Below are 16,912 nucleotides of genomic sequence, written 5' to 3'. Positions count from 1 at the left end.
ACCAGATCGTTGAAACGCTTTGGCCGGGGAGAGAGACCATGGGCGTTCTGGAGATCGTACTGATCACATTTATCGCGGTGAATTCCGGACTGGCGATTTCAAGCCTGTTTTTGCGGCCGCGGGCCTAAATGCGCGCGCCAAAAGGTTCGCGCGCTTAACCCGTCAGAAAACTGCGCAAGCGCTTGCGCCGCATTCGCCGCTGTGATCATAACCGAATTTATCGCTGCAAATGGATCGCTTTCGCGCGCCGATCAATAACAGGGGAGCATAATCCGACATGCGTTATCCGGACGCCGCCAGCCTTGTGGCGCAAACGCCGCTGATCGATTTACGGCGGGTTTATGAAGGCCCGGGACGCATTCTCGGCAAATGCGAATTTATGCAGCCCGGCGGCAGCATGAAAGACCGTAACGGCCGATGGGCTATAAAAACAGCGCTTGCGACCGGCGCGTTGAAGCCGGGCGGCGCTGTTATTGAAATGACAAGCGGCAATATGGGCGCCGGGCTCGCGGTCGCCTGCGCGCAATACGGTCACCCTTTTACGGCTGTGATGTCGGAAGGCAATTCGATTGCGCGGGCGAAAGTCATGGAAGCCTTCGGCGCGACAGTAATCCGTGTGCCGCAAGTTTCAGGCGAACCCGGCAAGGTTACCGGAGAAGACATCGCATCGGCGCAGGCGTTTGCTTCAGCGCGCGCTGAAGAGACCGGCGCTTATTATGTGGACCAATGGCGAAACAGAGCATGCTTTGCCGCGCATTATGAAAGCACCGGGCCTGAAATCTGGAATCAGACTGGCGGCAAGGTTGACGCTTACGTGATGATGGTCGGCACCGGCGCGACGCTGATCGGCGCCGGGCGATATTTAAAAGAGCAGAACCTGGCGATCGTCGTCTCCGCCGTCGAACCGGAAGGCGCCGAGCCCTTGGCGGGCAAGACGATAGTAAAACCGAAACACGTCATTCAGGGCGCCGGCTACGCGCATATTCCAGACCTGTTCGATATGAATCTGATGGACGAGAGCCTTGCCGTCTCCGACGACGAGGCGGAAAGCTGGCGGCGCGCGCTCGGCGCCAGGGAAGGCGTATTCGTCGGATACAGCGCTGCAGCCAATGTCTGCGCGAGCGCCAAGCTGATCGCGTCGGGCCGACTTGGCGACGATCCCACAATAGTCACCATTTTATGCGATACGGGCATGAAATATTTCTAGGGCGTCCGGCGGCGCCTTGACCGCGCGCCCGGCGTTTGCGAGGTCTGTCGGCGAGCGTCGGTGAGACAACCTGCGAAAGCCGGTAAACGGCGCCGGCAAGGATGCGGCCGGCGAAGATCTGTTCGCGCGCCCCTGCGCTGCGGTTTTCCCCGCATATATGCGGCGGCCGCCCAACAGCGAACAAAAGCAGCAGCGCACTATAAACAGTAGCGCAAATAAAATAATCAGCAGACCAAAAAGGAATTTTCATGACGAATGCAAAGCAAGGCGACACGGTCGTCATCGATTATACTGTCCGCACCGGCGACGGACGCGTTGTGGGCGGCACCGAACAGGCGGGCCCGCAGACGCTGACGCTCGGCAAGGCGGAGATTTTTCCCGCCATCGAAGCCGCGCTTGAAGGCATGGAAGTCGGGGCGGAAAAAGCCGTGACCATCGAAAGCGCCAACGCCTTTGGCCCGCGCCGCGAGGAAATGGTGGTGCAGCTTCCTCGCGATCAGCTGCCGCAGGACCAGCCGCCGCAGCCGGGCATGACGTTGTCGGCGAAACAGCAGGACGGGACCACCGTCAATCTTGTGATCACGGAAGTGGGTGAAAAAAACATCACCGCCGACGGCAATCATCCGCTGGCCGGCGAGGATCTGCATTTCGGCCTGACGCTGGTGGAGATCAAGGAAGCCGCCTAGAGCAGGACCGCCCTTTCTCATCTGACGAGAACGCTCGTCCGGTCAAGGCCGGTGTTGCCGCTCGCTTCATCAAAAGCGACGACGATAATCTGATAGGCGCCGTTGTCTTTCGGGAAAAACATTGCCTTAAACTGGCTCGCCTCGCCGGCGTACTCCAGCGTGACTTCGTCAACCTGTTCGCCGTTTCGATAGATCATGGCTTTGATGTCATAGGCGTCGGCGTTCCAAAGTCCGCCGGGCGTGACGGGGCACCCGCACATCATCACAACATTGGCGGCGATGGTGATTTCTCCGTCGGCGGAGGAATGCGCCGCCGGCGTCAGTATATCGACGGCGAAACCCGGCATTTCCAATAGCCAGGCGTCGCCGCCGGTCACCGGATGGCCGGGAACGACCCATTGTTCACTTGTCACGGTAAGCGCCGATTGCGGCTGGGCGAGGGGGCCTGTGGCTTCAACCCGGATCTTGACGGGCGCGTCAATATCGAGCCGCGCATTGAAGGCGGCGGCCCCCGGGGTCCAGCGTGCGCCGTAGCGGTCGATCCCCTCGCGCATGATTTTATTCGTGTCGCCCGTGCCGCCGGTCGTGACTCCCTCGGCGAGGATTGCGCCAGTCGCGGCGTCGCGCAGAACGATCCGCACGCCGCCCATTGAATCGCCGATGAACTTTGCACCCTTGGCGATCACCCGCACGGTGACGTCGGTGGGTTCAGCCGCCGCCGGCGCGGTGACGAGCGCGTATGCGGTGAACAACACCGCGAGGCATTTTACAAAAAAATTCATCTGTACCTCCGGAAAATCAGTTTCATGTGTTAAAACGCGGGGGCTTACGCTTTTCAGCGTGTCGCCGGTCTCGTCACGGTAAAGGCGCCGCGTCATTCACGAGCGTAAACCCCGCCGCCGCTATTTAGAGCTCGATTTTAGCGCTGGTCCCGGGCTTGCCCGCAAGCGCGGTCAGGATCAACGCGAGCGCGCCGGGGATCGCCTGCGCCATCAGGATGGTTGAGGAATCCGCGCTCCAGGCGCCGTATAGTCCGGCGGTAACGACGCACAGTAAAAAGAATATCTGTACACCGCGTTTGCCCGCCATGAGGCCCCATAAGAGCCCCGCGGCGAGAAAGCCGTTATAAAGCCCCTGATTGGCGGCGAGAACAGATGTGAACGCGGCTTCTTCCACTGAATAGCCGGTGACCGCGCGGCCGGTCTCAGTCTGCCACAAAAACATTTCCAGCACGAGAAAAGCCACATGCAGCGCGGCGACAATCAGTACGGCGATAGCAGCGAAGATTCTCAGCATATGAGACCTCCTGAACGGGTGGCGCGTTCCAGCGTATCAAGACACAGCGCATGAAGAAAGCGGCGTTTCAGGGTTAAGGACGCGAATTTTTACGTTCCTTGCCCTGACGGGATTGCAATCATTCGGTTTACGGAAAGGTTACGCAAAGAGGTTGGCGTAAGCGCGCTGCGCCGCCCGTTACGTCTCGGCTTTGCTGCGCAACCGGTCAACAGCAAAAAAGCAATTATGGCATCGGATTTGTTAATGCGTATGGGCGAACGGACCCGGTTCATTGACGTGTAAAAGGCCTTCAAGTAGGTTTTCGGCAAGTTTATTTTTGTTTGTTCGAATTGCGGAGTGAAGTGATGAAACTGTTCAAATTGGCGGCGATTGGGATTATCTGCGCCGCAGCGGGTTGTGCAACGCAAAATCAAAGCTCGACAAATGTCGCCGCCGCGCCGGAGCCCGAATCGGAGATGACTGAAACCGCTGCCGCGCCGGAAGAAGAGACGGTCGTGGAAGAAGAGGGCGCCGCGGAAGAGCAGAAAATGGCGGAAGCTGACGGCGACAGGATCGTTTGCCGCATGCAGGCCAAGACCGGTACGCGGTTTAAAAAGCGCGTTTGCGCCACTGTAGATCAGTGGACCCGTCAGGCCGAACAGACCAAACGGACAGGCGATCAGATCGACAAAATGCGCCGCTCACAGACTGCCTGCACCGGCGCTGCTTGCCGCCCTTGAGGGCACGGCGCGGCCTGACGCCGCCCGGTTCTTCCCTGTACGTATCTTGCGCCGCCGCGGGCCGATCAGGCGCCGCGGCGTTCGCTTGTCGATGCGCCGCCCGTGCCGGCGAACGCCGGAAACCAGCAAAAGCATAAAACCGGGCGCCGCCCGGCATGAGTCTCTTGTGACTGGGCCCCGGCTTTCGCCGGGGTGAGCGGAGGAAGTGATTAATCGCGAATCTAACACCACTGTCATCCCGGCCTTCGAGCCGGGATCCATTCTTAACTCCAACAACAGGAAAGACGTTTATGGATTGGTTCAAAGCATGCTTTGAACCGGAGTCCGCAATGACGGCGTGGAGAGCGCGCGCGTAACCAGCAACCATCGTCCTTCCGGCGAACGCCGGGACCCACACAGTTTAAAGCAAACGGTTCAAAACGAAAAAGCCGCCATGCAGCGAGGCGATGATGATAACAATGACGGCGAGGGTGCCGGGTCACAGCAATGTTTCAGTTTATGCGGCCTGAATAGGCGCGCCTGTAGTGGCGAGCATTGCGCCGAGCGCCACCGCCACAGCAGTGTGTCGAGATTACCCACATACTCGAAAATCGAGTTGTTCATGGGCGCGCAGTTTAGCCTGCGTCGTTTCCGGCGTCATTAGGGGAGTGCGATGAAGCTAACCATAACCGTCATTTTGGCAGGCGCTAATATTATAGATGATACGCTTTTATCGCCGTCCTTTGTGATGGCATAGGTTGTAATTTGTGAGGGTCGAATTCTTCAAAAAGATCGGCAGTAACCATGCGTAAAAAAGTTCGTTGGTTGTAATTTAGTGCCGACCACCAACTCCAAGAAAAGAAAGTGTGCTCACAGTACTGACTAAGAATATGTGGTAGTATGCTTTCATCCAATTTGGTTTCTTTATCGACGACAAAATTTACGAAATCCGAAGCTATTTTATCATCTGGCGGATAAGAAAAGCACCAAATGTAGCCGTTTTTTTGCTCATGAACGGAGGTAAACAAAAAGCCGTCTGGAGGAAGCGGTGAACCAATGGGCGCGATTCTTGGAGGGCCGCCTAACTTACCGGGCGATGGGGTTCCTGCTGCGAGGAATTCTGCAGTTCCCGCTACTTCAATAACAGCATGCCGTAAGAGCGATTTTCCTCCTTTTAGCTCAGATGAAATCATCTGCGCATATTTTAACGCATTTTCTAACCCTTCCTGATGCACCTTCAGCATAGCATGAAATTGCAGATCGTTATTTATACTAGGGTTTTTGGCTTTGAACTGTTCTATTGCTGAGAGTGAAGATTCTTTTTGATGCAATTCGAATGAAACTACACGGAATGCTGCCAGTAAGAGATTTTTTTCAGTAACTTCAAAATTTCCTTCTTCAATTGGGGCAAATATTTTGTCATGATGCTGACAGAATCCAAAAAATGCAGAAGCATTTCTCCATCCAACTTCTTTTAATTCGGGTAGGTCGCTTTCATCGTGGCTTGCCCCTTTAAATGATAAGCAATGCTGATTCTCGTCTAATATATGTCTGAGTACGCCTTGTCTTTGGATTGTATGGGCTCTGATGGGGCGACCTTTGCACGACTCTGAGGCATCCCAATGATAGCATTTTTTCCATCGTTTCATGGCGTTCGAAATGGCGGAAACTGCTATGATCTCATCTACTTCGCGTGAGACTTGCGCTTTGTGACAGTCTCGAAAGAGTTTCTTCGAACCGCACCAGCACTCATCTTTTATGCCTAGTAATTTCACGAACTCACTGACAAGCCAGACACTCGTCATAGTCGGTCTTGGCGGCGGCCTGCATCATCTGCTCGACGCCTTCGGCCTCGGCCGCGTTCCCGCCCTCGGCGATAGCGTCCGCAGCGGCGGCGTCGTTCGCCGCTTTCGTGCCGCCTGCAAACCCTGCGCGCTGGATTGATTTCGAGCGGCAGTAATAGAGCGACTTGCAGCCTTTCTCCCACGCCATCCAGTGCAGCATGTGCAGGTCCCATTTATCGATGTCGCCGGGCAGGAAGATGTTCACCGACTGGCCCTGGCAGATGTAAGGCGTGCGGTCGGCGGCAAGCTCGATCACCCAGCGCTGGTCCAGTTCGAACGCCGTCTTGTAGACGTCCTTTTCATCCGGCGTGAGGAACTCAAGATGCTGGACCGAGCCCTCATGTTCGAGGATGGACGACCAGACTTCATCCGTATCCTGACCCTTTTCCGCCAGCAGTTTCTTCAGCGCCGCGTTTTTCACCGTGAACGAGCCCGACAGCGTCTTGTGCGTGAAGACGTTTGCCGGGATCGGCTCGATGCATGGGCTGCAACCGCCGCAGATGATGGAGATGGAGGCCGTCGGCGCAATCGCCATTTTGTGGCTGAAGCGCTGCTTGACGCCGCGCTCCTCCGCGTCGGGGCAGGCGCCCCGCTCTTCGGCGAGCGCGACCGAGGCCGCGTCGGCGCCCATGCGGATATGTTTGAACAGGCGGTTGTTCCATGATTTCGCCATGGCGCTCTCGAACGGAATGTTCATGGACTGCAGGAAGGAGTGGAAGCCCATAAGGCCGAGTCCGACGGAACGCTCGCGCCTGGCGGAATAGACCGCCTTCGCCATGGAGGCCGGCGCCCGGTCGATAAAGTCCTGCAGGACATTGTCGAGGAAACGCATGACGTCCTCAACAAATTGCGGCTCGTCTTTCCATTCCCAGTATTTTTCCGCGTTGACGGAAGAGAGGCAGCAAACGGCTGTGCGCTCCTCGCCGAGGTGATCCTTGCCCGTATGCAGCATAATCTCCGAGCAGAGATTGGAGGTCGAGACTTTCAGGCCCAGATCGCGCTGGTGTTTCGCCATCTGCTTGTTCACCGTGTCGGAGAACAAGAGGTAAGGCTCGCCGGTGGCTAGGCGCACTTCCAGGATTTTCTGCCATAATTTCCGGGCGCTGATCGTGCGCAGCACTTCGCCGGTCTTCGGCGATTTCAGGCCGAATTCCTCATCGTTCTGCACCGCCTCCATGAAGGCGTCGGTGATGTTGACGCCGTGATGCAGGTTCAGCGATTTGCGGTTGAAGTCGCCGGACGGTTTGCGGATTTCGAGAAACTCCTCGATTTCCGGATGGTGCACATCGAGATAGCAGGCGGCGGAGCCGCGGCGCAGCGAGCCCTGGCTGATCGCCAGCGTCAGGGAATCCATCACGCGGATGAACGGAATGATGCCGCTGGTCGCGCCGGCGTGCTTCACCTTCTCGCCGATGGAGCGGACATTGCCCCAATAGGTGCCGATGCCGCCGCCGTTGGAGGCGAGCGCCACATTTTCGTTCCAGGTGTCGACGATATTGTCGAGCGAATCGCCGACGCCGTTCAGAAAGCAGGAAATCGGCAGGCCGCGATTGGCGCCGCCATTGGAGAGAACAGGCGTCGCCGGCATGAACCAGAGTTTCGAGATATAATCATAAATGCGCTGGGCGTGGTCGGCGTCGTCGCCATAGGTGCGCGCCACACGGGCGAACATGTCCTGAAACGACTCGCCCGGCAGGAGATAACGGTCTTCCATGGTGGTCTTGCCGAAATCGGTCAGCAGCGCGTCGCGCGAGCGGTCGATTTCAATGTCGCGCACCAGTTTCAGGGCGGGTTTGGCCGGTTTGTCAGCGATATGGTCGGCCGGGGCAGGCGCGGGCGACGGCTCGGGGCGCGCGGCCTCCAAATTGGCGTTCTGCGTAGATTTTGCGGCCTCTGAAAACGACATCGCTACCCCGTCTTTTTTCCTTTCGCGCCCGAAATCAGGCGCGCAAATTCCCTTGCTCCGGAGTGGCCTTGAGGGGCCGCATCCGGCGCGGCTTTTCGTTTCTTTTATGAATCGCCGATGGTCTGCATCGACACAAGATATAGTGATCGACCCTGCCGGGAACGTCAATATGAAGTTGGTCGATGGGCAAAAGTTTTTGGTTAAAGAGGTCTTAACGAGGCGCAATAAGTGCGCTTATAATATTAACGCAAAGACAGGTTTTACGGGCGTTTCGGCTCTCGTTTCGCTCCCGGTTTGCGCCTGTCCGCGGCTTCAAATTTTTTCGCATAGGCGTCCGTGCGCCAGCGTTCCGGGGCGCCGGTAAAGCCGGTTTCGACGAATTTCACCGACGAATCGCGGCGGCGCCAGTCGGGTTCGGCTTCGCCGCCGGTGAACGCGGCGGATTGATTCGTTTTCCCCGGCGCCTTGCCGCCAAGCCGGGCGGTGAGGATCGCCACCACATCCTCCACCTGCCGGACGACTTCCGATTCGAGCGGCGCTTCCTGTGCTGTATAGGCGCTGCGCATGGAATCGAGCGCGTCCTTGCGCGCCGCGGTCATTTCGCGCGCGCCGATGGCTCCGGAGAGGAGTTCGATTGCAACCCCGGTGAGAAGATAGGCGAGCCCGCCGAACACTAAAATCTGCGCCGCCCAAGGGTATTGCATGATGGCGAGCGCGCCCGTCTCGACAGGTTCGGCCGGGCCCGCGCGGAACGTTTTCCATCCTGCTGCAAGACCAACGAGCGAACCGAAAATTCCCATCAGCACCATTTCCGCAAACGAAAAGCCGGCGCCCGGCGGGCAATACCGCCGCAGGAAATTACGATAGGAATCATCGGCGGCCCGATGGTCGATCGTCGTCAGAAAGGCGATATTGCGGAAGAAATACGCCGCTTCCAGTGCGGCCAGATGCGCCTGGCTGGCCGCGGAAACGCCGCCGCCGCTGTCGCTGGAGACAACCTTGTCGCGATAGGTTTTGAGCGAGGCGGTCAGCGCGCGCGCTTCCTGAGCCAGCCGGTCGCCGAACCGTTCCGCCTGGCGGCGGAGCTTTGTGTTCGTCGCATTGCCGCTGATAAACACATAAGCGATCATCAGAACGGCAAACCCTGCGCCGGCGGCGCCGGCGATGACAAAGGCGTAGGCGAGGGGGCCGGCGTCGGCCACAAGAACGCCCGCAAAAGCGGTGGGCAAATCATTGGCGCGCGCGTAAAGCGCCGTCTGGTTGAGCCAGAAACCGATCGCCAGCCACGCCGCGCCGATCAAGAAGCGCAATCCCCAGATGGTGAGGCTCTTTTCCCCGGCGGCGCGCGCATCGCTGACGTTTTTCAGATCCATGGCGTCTTGGGCCAGCATGGCTTCACGACGCGCAACGCTGTCGGCGCTGCCGGCCAGCCGCTGATCAAGGGAAAAGCTGAGTTCGTCCGCCTGGCGCTCGCCCATATTGGCGCCTGGAAACAGCGCTCGCGTGGGATCGGTGAAAGAAAGTGTTTCCGCGGCGGCGTCTTCAGGCGCTGCGGTCAAAGACGGCGCTGGCGCAAGATGTTTCAGCGCAGCTTGTGCGCTCTCGCGCATCGCATCCAGCATGCCGCTCTTTTCATGTTTCCCGCCAGCCGCCATTTGTACAAACCCCCAGCGCTTCACACCGCCCAAGGGGGTCATGGTAAACGAAAAAGCGGGAGGCGTTAATCCTTTCCGGTCCCCGGTTTTGGCGGGTTTTGGAGGAATGTCCCCGGCTTTGCGTCAACTTCGCCTTGGATTTACTGCTGCATGAGAGGCTTGAATTGTCCGCGCCGCCCGTGGAGATTTCACGCGCAATGAGCATGAACTTCACATCGCTGATAAAAAGCGCTTCTTACGAAAACGGCGTCTTTTCCGTGAATATCCCGCAAGGCTGGATGCAGGGGCGCACGACCTATGGCGGGCTTTCCGCCGCGCTATGTCTTGAAACCGCGCGCCGGTCTTTCCCGGATTTGCCGCCGCTGCGTTCGGCGCTGGTTTCCTTTATCGGGCCGGCGGGCGGCGATGTTGAAGGGCGCGCGAAATTACTGCGGCGCGGCAAATCGGTCGCCTTTGTCGAATCCGAACTGGCGTCTGACGCTGGCATTGCAACGCGTTGTAATTTTGCTTTCGGCGCCGGGCGGGAATCGGTATTCGATGCGACTTTTACCCCGGCGGCTGATGCGCCGGGTCCTGATGACTGCGAAGCTTTCTTCCCGCCGGCGGAGGAGCGCCCGCGCGGGCGAAGTTTCACTGAACATTTCGGCGTGCGTCTGGCGAAAGGCGACCGCCCTGTTTCTAGCTCTGATAAACATGAGTTTCATCTTTGGGTCCGGCATGAAGATCCGGACGCGGAGGGTCTCGTGGCGCTGCTGGCGCTCGCCGATATGCCGCCGCCGGCAGTTTTCCCGATGTTTAAGGAATTCGCGCCGATCAGTTCCATGACCTGGATGGTGAATGTTTTAAATGCGTCGCCAAAATCGAAAGACGGCTGGTGGCTGTTGCACTCGCGCGGCGAGAATGCGTCGGAAGGTTATTCAAGCCAGGATATGCTGGTCTGGAATTCCGACGGCGACCTTGTCATCGCAGGCCGTCAGTCGGTGGCGATCTTCGTTTAAGGATTATGCATGCGGCTTGCGCTCGTTACGCTTGTTATTGGCGATTACGATGAGGCGATCGCGTATTACTGCGATGTGCTGGGCTTCACGTTGAAAGACAATTCAACGGTGACGCCGGAAAAACGGTGGGTCGTCGTTTCTCCAGGAGAAGACGGCGCCGATCTCCTTCTGGCAAAAGCTGCGAGCAATGAGCAGCGCGCCGCTATCGGTAACCAGACCGGCGGGCGCGTGGCCATGTTTCTCAATACAGCCAATTTCGATGAAACATATCAGCGATTGAAACAGGCAGGCGTTGAATTTATCGAGGCGCCGCGTGACGAACCTTATGGCCGTGTTGTGGTTTTTCGCGATTTGTACGGCAACAAGTGGGATCTGATTCAGCCGGTTTAGGCGCGGCTGTCGTCAACACGCCACGCCGCATAATCCCGGAACAGAACATCCAACTCGTCTGCGCCGGGAAATTGCTCAAAGCTGCGAACGGCGCCGGTATGGGCCCATGATAGTTTCTCACTTGTGCAGGTTTCCATGAAGGGTGGAAAATCCTCTGCGTGTTCAAGCATGGTCGTGCGAACATTGACAAAACCATCAAATTCGTCCGGACGCGTATACGTCCAGCTCAGGCAGTAATCGCAGAAATAATGGCGAAGCCCGCCATGCATGCCGCCTATTACCGGATTGCCTGCTGACAGAGAAAAGCTGTCGGCGGCAAAGATTGCAGTCAGCGAAAACGCACTCGCCGCCATTTTCTGACAACCGGCGCAATGGCAGGCGCATGTCGCCAGCGGCGGCGCATCCATCGAAAGCTGTAATTTTCCGCAGCGGCAAGCAGCCTTCAATGGCGGCGTGATAGTACTTTCCATGTTCAGCCCTCCAGCGCTTCCCTTTTCATTTCCAGCTCCAGCCATTCTTCTTCCTTGGCGCCTAACGTGTCTTCCGCAGCGGCGAGTGTTTTCGCCGTCTTGTCGAAAAGTCTCGCGTCCCGCTCAAACAATGTGGGGTCGTTCAACTGTTCTTTTAGGCCGGCAATTTGCGATTGCAGTTTGCTGATCTCGCCGGGTAGCTTTTCCAGCGCGAACTGCTCCTTGTAGGAAAGTTTTTCTTTCGCAACGCGCTTTGGCTTTCCCATTTCAGTGCTGGTTTTCGGCTTGTCTTTTGCGCGGGATTGAATTTTTTCCGCACCCGGCGCGCTGCCGCGCTGGGCGAGCATGTCGTCATAGCCGCCGGCGTACCGCACCCACTTGCCATCCCCTTCAGGATCAGTGGCGATCACGCTTGTCACCAAATTATCCAGAAATGCGCGGTCGTGACTGATCAGCAGCAATGTTCCCTCATAGGCGGCGAGCTGCTCCTCCAGCATTTCCAGGGTTTCAAGGTCTAGGTCATTGGTCGGCTCGTCAAGGATGAGAAGATTTGACGGGCGCGCCATGGCGGCGGCAAGCGCGAGGCGTCCGCGTTCGCCTCCGGAAAGCGCCATGACGGGCTGGCGCCACTGCTCTGCTTCAAAAAGGAAATCTTTGAGATAAGTCGCCACATGTTTTTTATGGCCGTTGATGGTCACCCAGTCGCCAGCGCCATCGTTAATAGCATCAGCAACGCGCATCTCAGGCCGCAACGACTCTCGCCGCTGATCCAGTGAGACGATTTCAATATTGGCTCCAAGCGTGACCTGCCCATGATCCGGCTGCATTGCGCCGGTGAGCATATTGATCAATGTGGTTTTGCCGGCCCCGTTCGGACCCACCACGCCGATGCGGTCGCCTCTTGCAATTTCAATTGAGAAATCTTTGACAATATTCCGTTTACCGAATGATTTTGCAATATCCTCAGCTACGATTACACGCTTGCCTGACCGCTCTCCGGATTGAATGGTGAAATTCGCCGCGCCCTGTGCGCGCCGCGTGTCGCGCAGTTCCTTGCGCAATGACTGTAGCTCGCCGACGCGGCGCATATTGCGTTTGCGCCGCGCGGTAACGCCGTAGCGCATCCAGCGTTCTTCGGCCACGATTTTGCGGCCGAGCTGGTGGAAGGCCAGTTCTTCCTCTTCAAAAAATTTATCGCGCCATGATTCAAAGTCTTTGAAGCCCTTGCCGGTCGCGCGCGCTTCGCCGCGATCAATCCACACGGTGTCGTTGGTGATGGTCTGCAAAAAGCGCCGGTCATGGCTGATGACGACAATAGCGGCCGAGGCGCGCCTCAGATTTTCTTCCAGCCAGGCGATGGCGGGCAAGTCGAGGTGGTTCGTGGGTTCATCCAGCAGCAGGATGTCCGGCCTGCTGGCGAGGGCCTGCACGTTCGCGGCGCGGCGTAATTCTCCGCCGGACAATCCCAGCGGCGAGGCGCCGGGATCGAGATCAAGTTCGTCCAGCATGGCCTGCGCGCGATGGCGCCCGCCGGTTTCATCCAGTCCCGCACAGGCGTAATCGCCAATCGTCTCATATGCGCTCGCGTCAGGTTCCTGCGGCAGATAACGCACAGTTGCGCCCGGATAAATAAAGCGTTCCGCACTGTCCGCTTCGACCAGCCCGGCGGCGATTTTCATCAGTGTTGATTTGCCGGAGCCATTGCGCCCGACAAGCGCGATGCGCGCGCGTTCCGTCACGGTTATGGCGGCGTTCACAAACAGGGCTTCACTCCCGACAGTGAGATTGACGCCTGTAAGCGATAGGAGGAGCGCAGACATAAAGTTTATCTATCCTGAGGATCTCTTGACACGGGAGCATGGGACACGCGCTGTGCTTAACGCAATGTTGCCGATTTTGTGACACCTTTTCCTAAGGCGAGTGGGCCCAAAGCAACAAGCGGGAAAAGAATGCACCCGTTGAAGCAGTATTTATCGGAACTGGAAGAGCCCGTTCAGTATTTTGCCGAACGTATCGGGGCCAGCCGGCAAACATTATATCGTATTGTCAACGGTATGCAGGCGCCGAAACCAGCGCTTGCCCGGCGCATTGTTGAGGCGACAGGCGGCGCAGTGACCCTCGACGTGCTCTATGGCGGCGATGCGCCGGGCTCGGCTGAAATCATCAGCCTTGATCCGCGCTCGCAAGAACCGCTGTTGGATCATGAGCGATTAATGTGTGCTATCGCCGTGGTTATTAATCATTTTCTTCCCGGCGACACGCGTTTAACGCCGCCCGAAACAATGGATGTGGCCGCCGAAGCGGTGGCGAATACTTATTCAGCGCTCGCCAAGGTCACGACTCGTCAGGGTCCGGCTCGTCTTGAGCAAGCTCTGCGGCCAGTGCTTGAAGAAATTCTGAAAGAGTGCGGGGGTGTTCCTGCGCCGGCGGCGCTTGACCGGGGGGCGGAACTTGCAGCCCGGCTGTATCACGAGCCCAGCGGTCGTCCGCCGTCAAGATAGTAGCGCGCGCCGGCTCTGCTAAATCCTGCCGGTTTAGCTCCCCCGCGCGCCGCTTGGCGACGCGCCACATCATGCGGCCTATCCTCGCCGCATAGTTGTCCTCTTCCGACTTCAAAGTAAAATTTCTCCCACAGGTTGTATTTTAGGGTGGAGACCGCATAAAAATCCATCTATGGTTGTATTTCGCACCATTTATACAACTCTAGATAATAAGGACTGGTACAATGAGCGATCTCCGAAAGGAACAGTTGGCGTTATTACGATTTGAAAAGCAAATTGCGGGCCTTGCGGCCACACTGGCCGCCGGCGCCGTCGTCGCCAGAGGAGTCGATGGCAAGCTTCATGCATCACAAGGCACGCAGGCCTACGCGGATATTCAGGCCGCACTGGTCAATCTTGCCGAGGTCACGAGCAACGCCCACGACGTCCTGAATGCAAAAGCCGTCGAGGCGGGAATCACTGTGATGCAGGCGACGGGGGGCATACCGAAGAGAAAGCCTTCGGAGGCGGTGCTATCAATTCTTGGTATTGGATAACGCTTCTGTTTTACGCCGCTCTCATCAGCGGCGCATTATTTCTCACTTACTATTCGCGGTCGCCGCAATTAACGGCGGCCGCAAGATTGATGACCATCAGCTGGCTGTTTTCACTACAGCTTTGGATGGTGCTGGACGGCGTTGCATTGAACGCCGCCTATGCGCTTGTCGATGTCATGCTTGCTGTTGCGTTTTATCGTATGGCGGAAGCGAAATGGTTTCCTGCGCCGCTGGCGATCCTGCATTGCGGCCTTGTCGGTTATCATCTGTATGCGGGTTTTATAGAAACGGAAATATTCTGGATGGCGATTATCGTCAACCGCTTCTTTGAAGCCTGTATTATTTACATAATAATATGCGCGCTTTTTCGCATATCACGTAGACGCCATATTCATTCAGTTTAAAGCGTTTCTATGAAGCTGGCGATATCCGCATGCGCGTCTTTTGCCTCGGAAAGTTCCCAGTGCATGTGGAACAAATGAAACATCCCGTCGTAAACACGCAATGTCACATCCACGCCCGCGCGGCGGGCGTGTTCAGTCAACCGGGCCGCGTCCCCGAGCAGGACTTCGCGTGTGCCTGCATGAACAAGGATGGGGGGCAAACCTTCGAGATTACCGTATATCGGTGAAATCAGCGGGTTTGTAAGATCGCATCCCGGCGCATAAAAGTTAAACAATCGCCTGCAATTGCGATCGCTGTTTGCGCTGAACAGCGGATCGCTGCCGCCAATACTGATATGCGTGTCGCTTTCGCCTGCGCCGTCAACGGCGGGCGACGCCAGGATCGCGCCTACCGGCAGTTCTATACCGCTGTCCCGCCATCGCAACATGCTGGAGAGCGCCAGCGTGCCGCCAATGGAATCGCCAAAAAGCACAATCGACTTTTCAGGGCATTGTTCCTTCAAGGAAAGATAAACGGCTTCAATTTCGTCGAGCTGGGCGGGAAAACGCGCTTCGGGCACAAGCGTGTAGGCGACGCCAACAGCCTCTACGCCGGCAAGTTGACAGGTCGGTAAAATCATTGACGCGTTGACGCGCGGAGAACCGCTGACCAATCCGCCGCCGTGCAGATAAAGAATAATTGTATCATTCCTGCGAAGCGTTTGCGTCTCGTAACGCACGCATGGATGGCCGCCGATCTCGACATCGCTCATGCGAAATGCGAAATCGATTTCATCGTGCGATTTCAGCCACTCCTGATGCGTAAATCGCCGCGCAAGCCCGCGCGTTACCGGATTCATCCATGTGTCGATCACCGGATAGGCGCGCAAGCTTGAAATACGCATACGCGCATTCTCGCTGATGGCCTTGCCCAAACGCCGCGCTGTCAGCGCCATACTCTCACCCCTGCACCACGCGATATTCGCGTTGTCGTCAGGCGCGAGTTTGACCGGCGGCGGGAAAGATCTGGTTAATTTGACGCCGCAATTTTGAAACCAAAAGCGCGCGTGAGGCGGTTTTCTTCCCCAGCGCGCGCGTTTTTTGGTAACCAAGGTAAATGAAACTTAACCAGCACCCTGATTAATCGTTAAAAAGCTTTGCCCAGTTGCGCTTGGGGCGGGACTTCCAGTGGCCGCGATGATACGCGTCCGAGGCGATCATCGGCGCGACAGTTGTTGCTTCGGCAAACACCATTTGCTCAAGCGCGGTATCGACCTTTCCCCAAGAGCAGGCTTCTTTCAACGTAGAGGATGAACACGCGCCGTCGCGGACATCGGCGACAGTGAGCTGGATTGCGTATTTGTGCATTTCCACATCGTCATGGCCCAGAATTTCCGCACATACGACCGTGTCCTGAACAAAGTTTTTCGGCACGCCGCCGCCTACCATGAATAGTCCTGAGGTTCCGCCCTGAATCTTAATGTCCGTCAACTCCCGGAAGTCGGCGATGGAGTCGATCGACAGGTAAGGCTTGTCTTGCTTCATCCTTTCGACCTGATGCTTGACGAGACCGAAACCGGCTGATGAATCCGTAAACGCCGGACAGAATATGGGCACGCCCGCCTTGTAGGCTTCTTCGATCAGAGAGCCTTCCTTTTTGGCGTTTCCATCAGCCAGCCACTTGCCCATGGCGTGGATGAATCCGCGTGAAGACATCGGCCCCGCCGGCAGGCTTTCCGTGATTTCGTAAATCGTATGATCGCAAGCCTGAAGCTCTTCCTCATCGATATAGGTGTCGTAAATGCGGTCAATATATAGATCGCGCAATACCTTGTCGTCGGGAATTTCTTTTGCCTGATAGTGTTTGAAACCAAGCGCTTCGAAGAAATCCATATCAACGATGGAAGCGCCGGTCGCGACAATCGCATCGACCATGTTGTTGCGCACCATATCGCGCCAGACATGCATGCAGCCGCCCGCGGAGGTAGAGCCCGCAAGGGTTAAGAAAACGGTGCAGTCTTTGTCTTCCAGCGCCATATTGTAAATGCGCGCCGCGCGCGCCGCATCACGCGAGGTAAAAGACATTTTTTCCCATGCATCGATGACGGGGCGCGCGTCGAATGCGGTGATGTCGAAATGTTCAACCGGATTTGCAAGCAGTTCGGCTTTACGATTGTCCTGTGATGTCATGATATCGGTCCTTCCAATCTATCAGGTTTTTTGGAACCGGATCCGGGCCGCGTTATGATGTTGAACGCGCGGAGGGCCGTGTTGGTTTTGTGGCGTTTATAGCTTGTGAGCGGCTTGTTGCAAGTGGCGGCGCGGCGCCGCCCGGCCGCTCA

17 protein-coding genes are annotated in these 16,912 nt (G+C 57.1%); 8 read left to right on the top strand and 9 right to left on the bottom strand.

Annotated features, from left to right (window positions below):
* Positions 1 to 277: 277 nt before the first annotated feature.
* Both ACQK2Q_RS11880 and ACQK2Q_RS11875 read left to right on the top strand, forming a co-directional pair.
* Positions 278 to 1,207, top strand: a complete 930-nt coding sequence (locus ACQK2Q_RS11880; protein WP_425409955.1) for a PLP-dependent cysteine synthase family protein — start codon at positions 278 to 280, stop codon at positions 1,205 to 1,207.
* A 248-nt stretch (positions 1,208 to 1,455) separates the two neighbouring features.
* Positions 1,456 to 1,893: an FKBP-type peptidyl-prolyl cis-trans isomerase gene (locus tag ACQK2Q_RS11875; protein WP_425409954.1), complete on the top strand. Its 438-nt coding sequence runs from the start codon at positions 1,456 to 1,458 to the stop codon at positions 1,891 to 1,893.
* Between the two features lie 17 nt (positions 1,894 to 1,910).
* Here ACQK2Q_RS11875 and ACQK2Q_RS11870 read toward each other — a convergent pair whose 3' ends face one another.
* Both ACQK2Q_RS11870 and ACQK2Q_RS11865 read right to left on the bottom strand, forming a co-directional pair.
* Positions 1,911 to 2,675: a hypothetical protein gene (locus ACQK2Q_RS11870; protein WP_425409953.1), complete on the bottom strand. Its 765-nt coding sequence runs from the start codon at positions 2,673 to 2,675 to the stop codon at positions 1,911 to 1,913.
* A 124-nt stretch (positions 2,676 to 2,799) separates the two neighbouring features.
* Complete coding sequence (locus ACQK2Q_RS11865) at positions 2,800 to 3,186, bottom strand: DUF1304 domain-containing protein (protein ID WP_425411157.1); 387 nt, start codon at positions 3,184 to 3,186, stop codon at positions 2,800 to 2,802.
* Positions 3,187 to 3,533: 347 nt separating this feature from the next.
* Here ACQK2Q_RS11865 and ACQK2Q_RS11860 point away from each other — a divergent pair, with 347 nt between their 5' ends.
* Entirely contained in the window at positions 3,534 to 3,908 is a 375-nt protein-coding gene (locus ACQK2Q_RS11860; RefSeq protein ID WP_425409952.1) for a hypothetical protein, read from the top strand.
* 692 nt (positions 3,909 to 4,600) lie between these two features.
* Here ACQK2Q_RS11860 and ACQK2Q_RS11855 read toward each other — a convergent pair.
* The 3 genes from ACQK2Q_RS11855 to ACQK2Q_RS11845 form a co-directional block, all read right to left on the bottom strand.
* Positions 4,601 to 5,662 (bottom strand): hypothetical protein, encoded by a 1,062-nt coding sequence (locus ACQK2Q_RS11855; RefSeq protein ID WP_425409951.1) that lies wholly within the window; start codon positions 5,660 to 5,662, stop codon positions 4,601 to 4,603.
* A gap of 4 nt (positions 5,663 to 5,666) precedes the next feature.
* On the bottom strand, positions 5,667 to 7,637 hold the full coding sequence (locus ACQK2Q_RS11850; RefSeq protein ID WP_425409950.1) for a ribonucleoside-diphosphate reductase subunit alpha: 1,971 nt from the start codon (positions 7,635 to 7,637) through the stop codon (positions 5,667 to 5,669).
* A 260-nt stretch (positions 7,638 to 7,897) separates the two neighbouring features.
* Positions 7,898 to 9,292 (bottom strand): hypothetical protein, encoded by a 1,395-nt coding sequence (locus tag ACQK2Q_RS11845; RefSeq protein WP_425409949.1) that lies wholly within the window; start codon positions 9,290 to 9,292, stop codon positions 7,898 to 7,900.
* Between the two features lie 197 nt (positions 9,293 to 9,489).
* On the opposite strand from ACQK2Q_RS11845, the gene ACQK2Q_RS11840 reads away from it, so the two are divergent.
* Both ACQK2Q_RS11840 and ACQK2Q_RS11835 read left to right on the top strand, forming a co-directional pair.
* A complete protein-coding gene (locus ACQK2Q_RS11840) occupies positions 9,490 to 10,290 on the top strand; it encodes an acyl-CoA thioesterase (RefSeq protein ID WP_425409948.1) in 801 nt (266 codons plus the stop codon).
* A gap of 9 nt (positions 10,291 to 10,299) precedes the next feature.
* A complete protein-coding gene (locus ACQK2Q_RS11835; RefSeq protein ID WP_425409947.1) occupies positions 10,300 to 10,680 on the top strand; it encodes a VOC family protein in 381 nt (126 codons plus the stop codon).
* Here ACQK2Q_RS11835 and ACQK2Q_RS11830 read toward each other — a convergent pair.
* Positions 10,677 to 11,150, bottom strand: coding sequence for a GFA family protein (locus ACQK2Q_RS11830; protein WP_425409946.1), 474 nt, complete (start codon positions 11,148 to 11,150; stop codon positions 10,677 to 10,679). The genes ACQK2Q_RS11835 and ACQK2Q_RS11830 overlap by 4 nt on opposite strands.
* Before the next feature lie 2 nt (positions 11,151 to 11,152).
* The gene (locus ACQK2Q_RS11825) at positions 11,153 to 12,970 is read right to left on the bottom strand and encodes an ABC-F family ATP-binding cassette domain-containing protein (protein ID WP_425409945.1); all 1,818 of its coding nucleotides are present in this window, start codon (positions 12,968 to 12,970) and stop codon (positions 11,153 to 11,155) included.
* Positions 12,971 to 13,099: 129 nt separating this feature from the next.
* Between ACQK2Q_RS11825 and ACQK2Q_RS11820 the strand changes: the two genes are divergently transcribed.
* The 3 genes from ACQK2Q_RS11820 to ACQK2Q_RS11810 all read left to right on the top strand — a co-directional run bounded on the left by ACQK2Q_RS11820 (position 13,100) and on the right by ACQK2Q_RS11810 (position 14,591).
* The gene (locus tag ACQK2Q_RS11820; protein ID WP_425409944.1) at positions 13,100 to 13,651 is read left to right on the top strand and encodes a helix-turn-helix transcriptional regulator; all 552 of its coding nucleotides are present in this window, start codon (positions 13,100 to 13,102) and stop codon (positions 13,649 to 13,651) included.
* 224 nt (positions 13,652 to 13,875) lie between these two features.
* Positions 13,876 to 14,187, top strand: coding sequence for a hypothetical protein (locus ACQK2Q_RS11815; protein ID WP_425409943.1), 312 nt, complete (start codon positions 13,876 to 13,878; stop codon positions 14,185 to 14,187).
* Between the two features lie 89 nt (positions 14,188 to 14,276).
* Positions 14,277 to 14,591 (top strand): hypothetical protein, encoded by a 315-nt coding sequence (locus tag ACQK2Q_RS11810; RefSeq protein ID WP_425409942.1) that lies wholly within the window; start codon positions 14,277 to 14,279, stop codon positions 14,589 to 14,591.
* Here the strand turns inward: ACQK2Q_RS11810 and ACQK2Q_RS11805 are convergent.
* The gene (locus ACQK2Q_RS11805) at positions 14,588 to 15,526 is read right to left on the bottom strand and encodes an alpha/beta hydrolase (protein WP_425409941.1); all 939 of its coding nucleotides are present in this window, start codon (positions 15,524 to 15,526) and stop codon (positions 14,588 to 14,590) included. The genes ACQK2Q_RS11810 and ACQK2Q_RS11805 overlap by 4 nt on opposite strands.
* A 184-nt stretch (positions 15,527 to 15,710) precedes the next feature.
* The gene (locus ACQK2Q_RS11800) at positions 15,711 to 16,760 is read right to left on the bottom strand and encodes a 1,9-bis(guanidino)-5-aza-nonane synthase (RefSeq protein ID WP_425409940.1); all 1,050 of its coding nucleotides are present in this window, start codon (positions 16,758 to 16,760) and stop codon (positions 15,711 to 15,713) included.
* Positions 16,761 to 16,912: the final 152 nt, after the last annotated feature.

This window comes from Hyphococcus sp., assembly GCF_965228385.1.
Taxonomy (GTDB): domain Bacteria; phylum Pseudomonadota; class Alphaproteobacteria; order Caulobacterales; family Parvularculaceae; genus Hyphococcus.
Note: the sequence above shows the minus strand (reverse complement) of the source record. Positions and strands in the feature narration are given on the sequence as shown.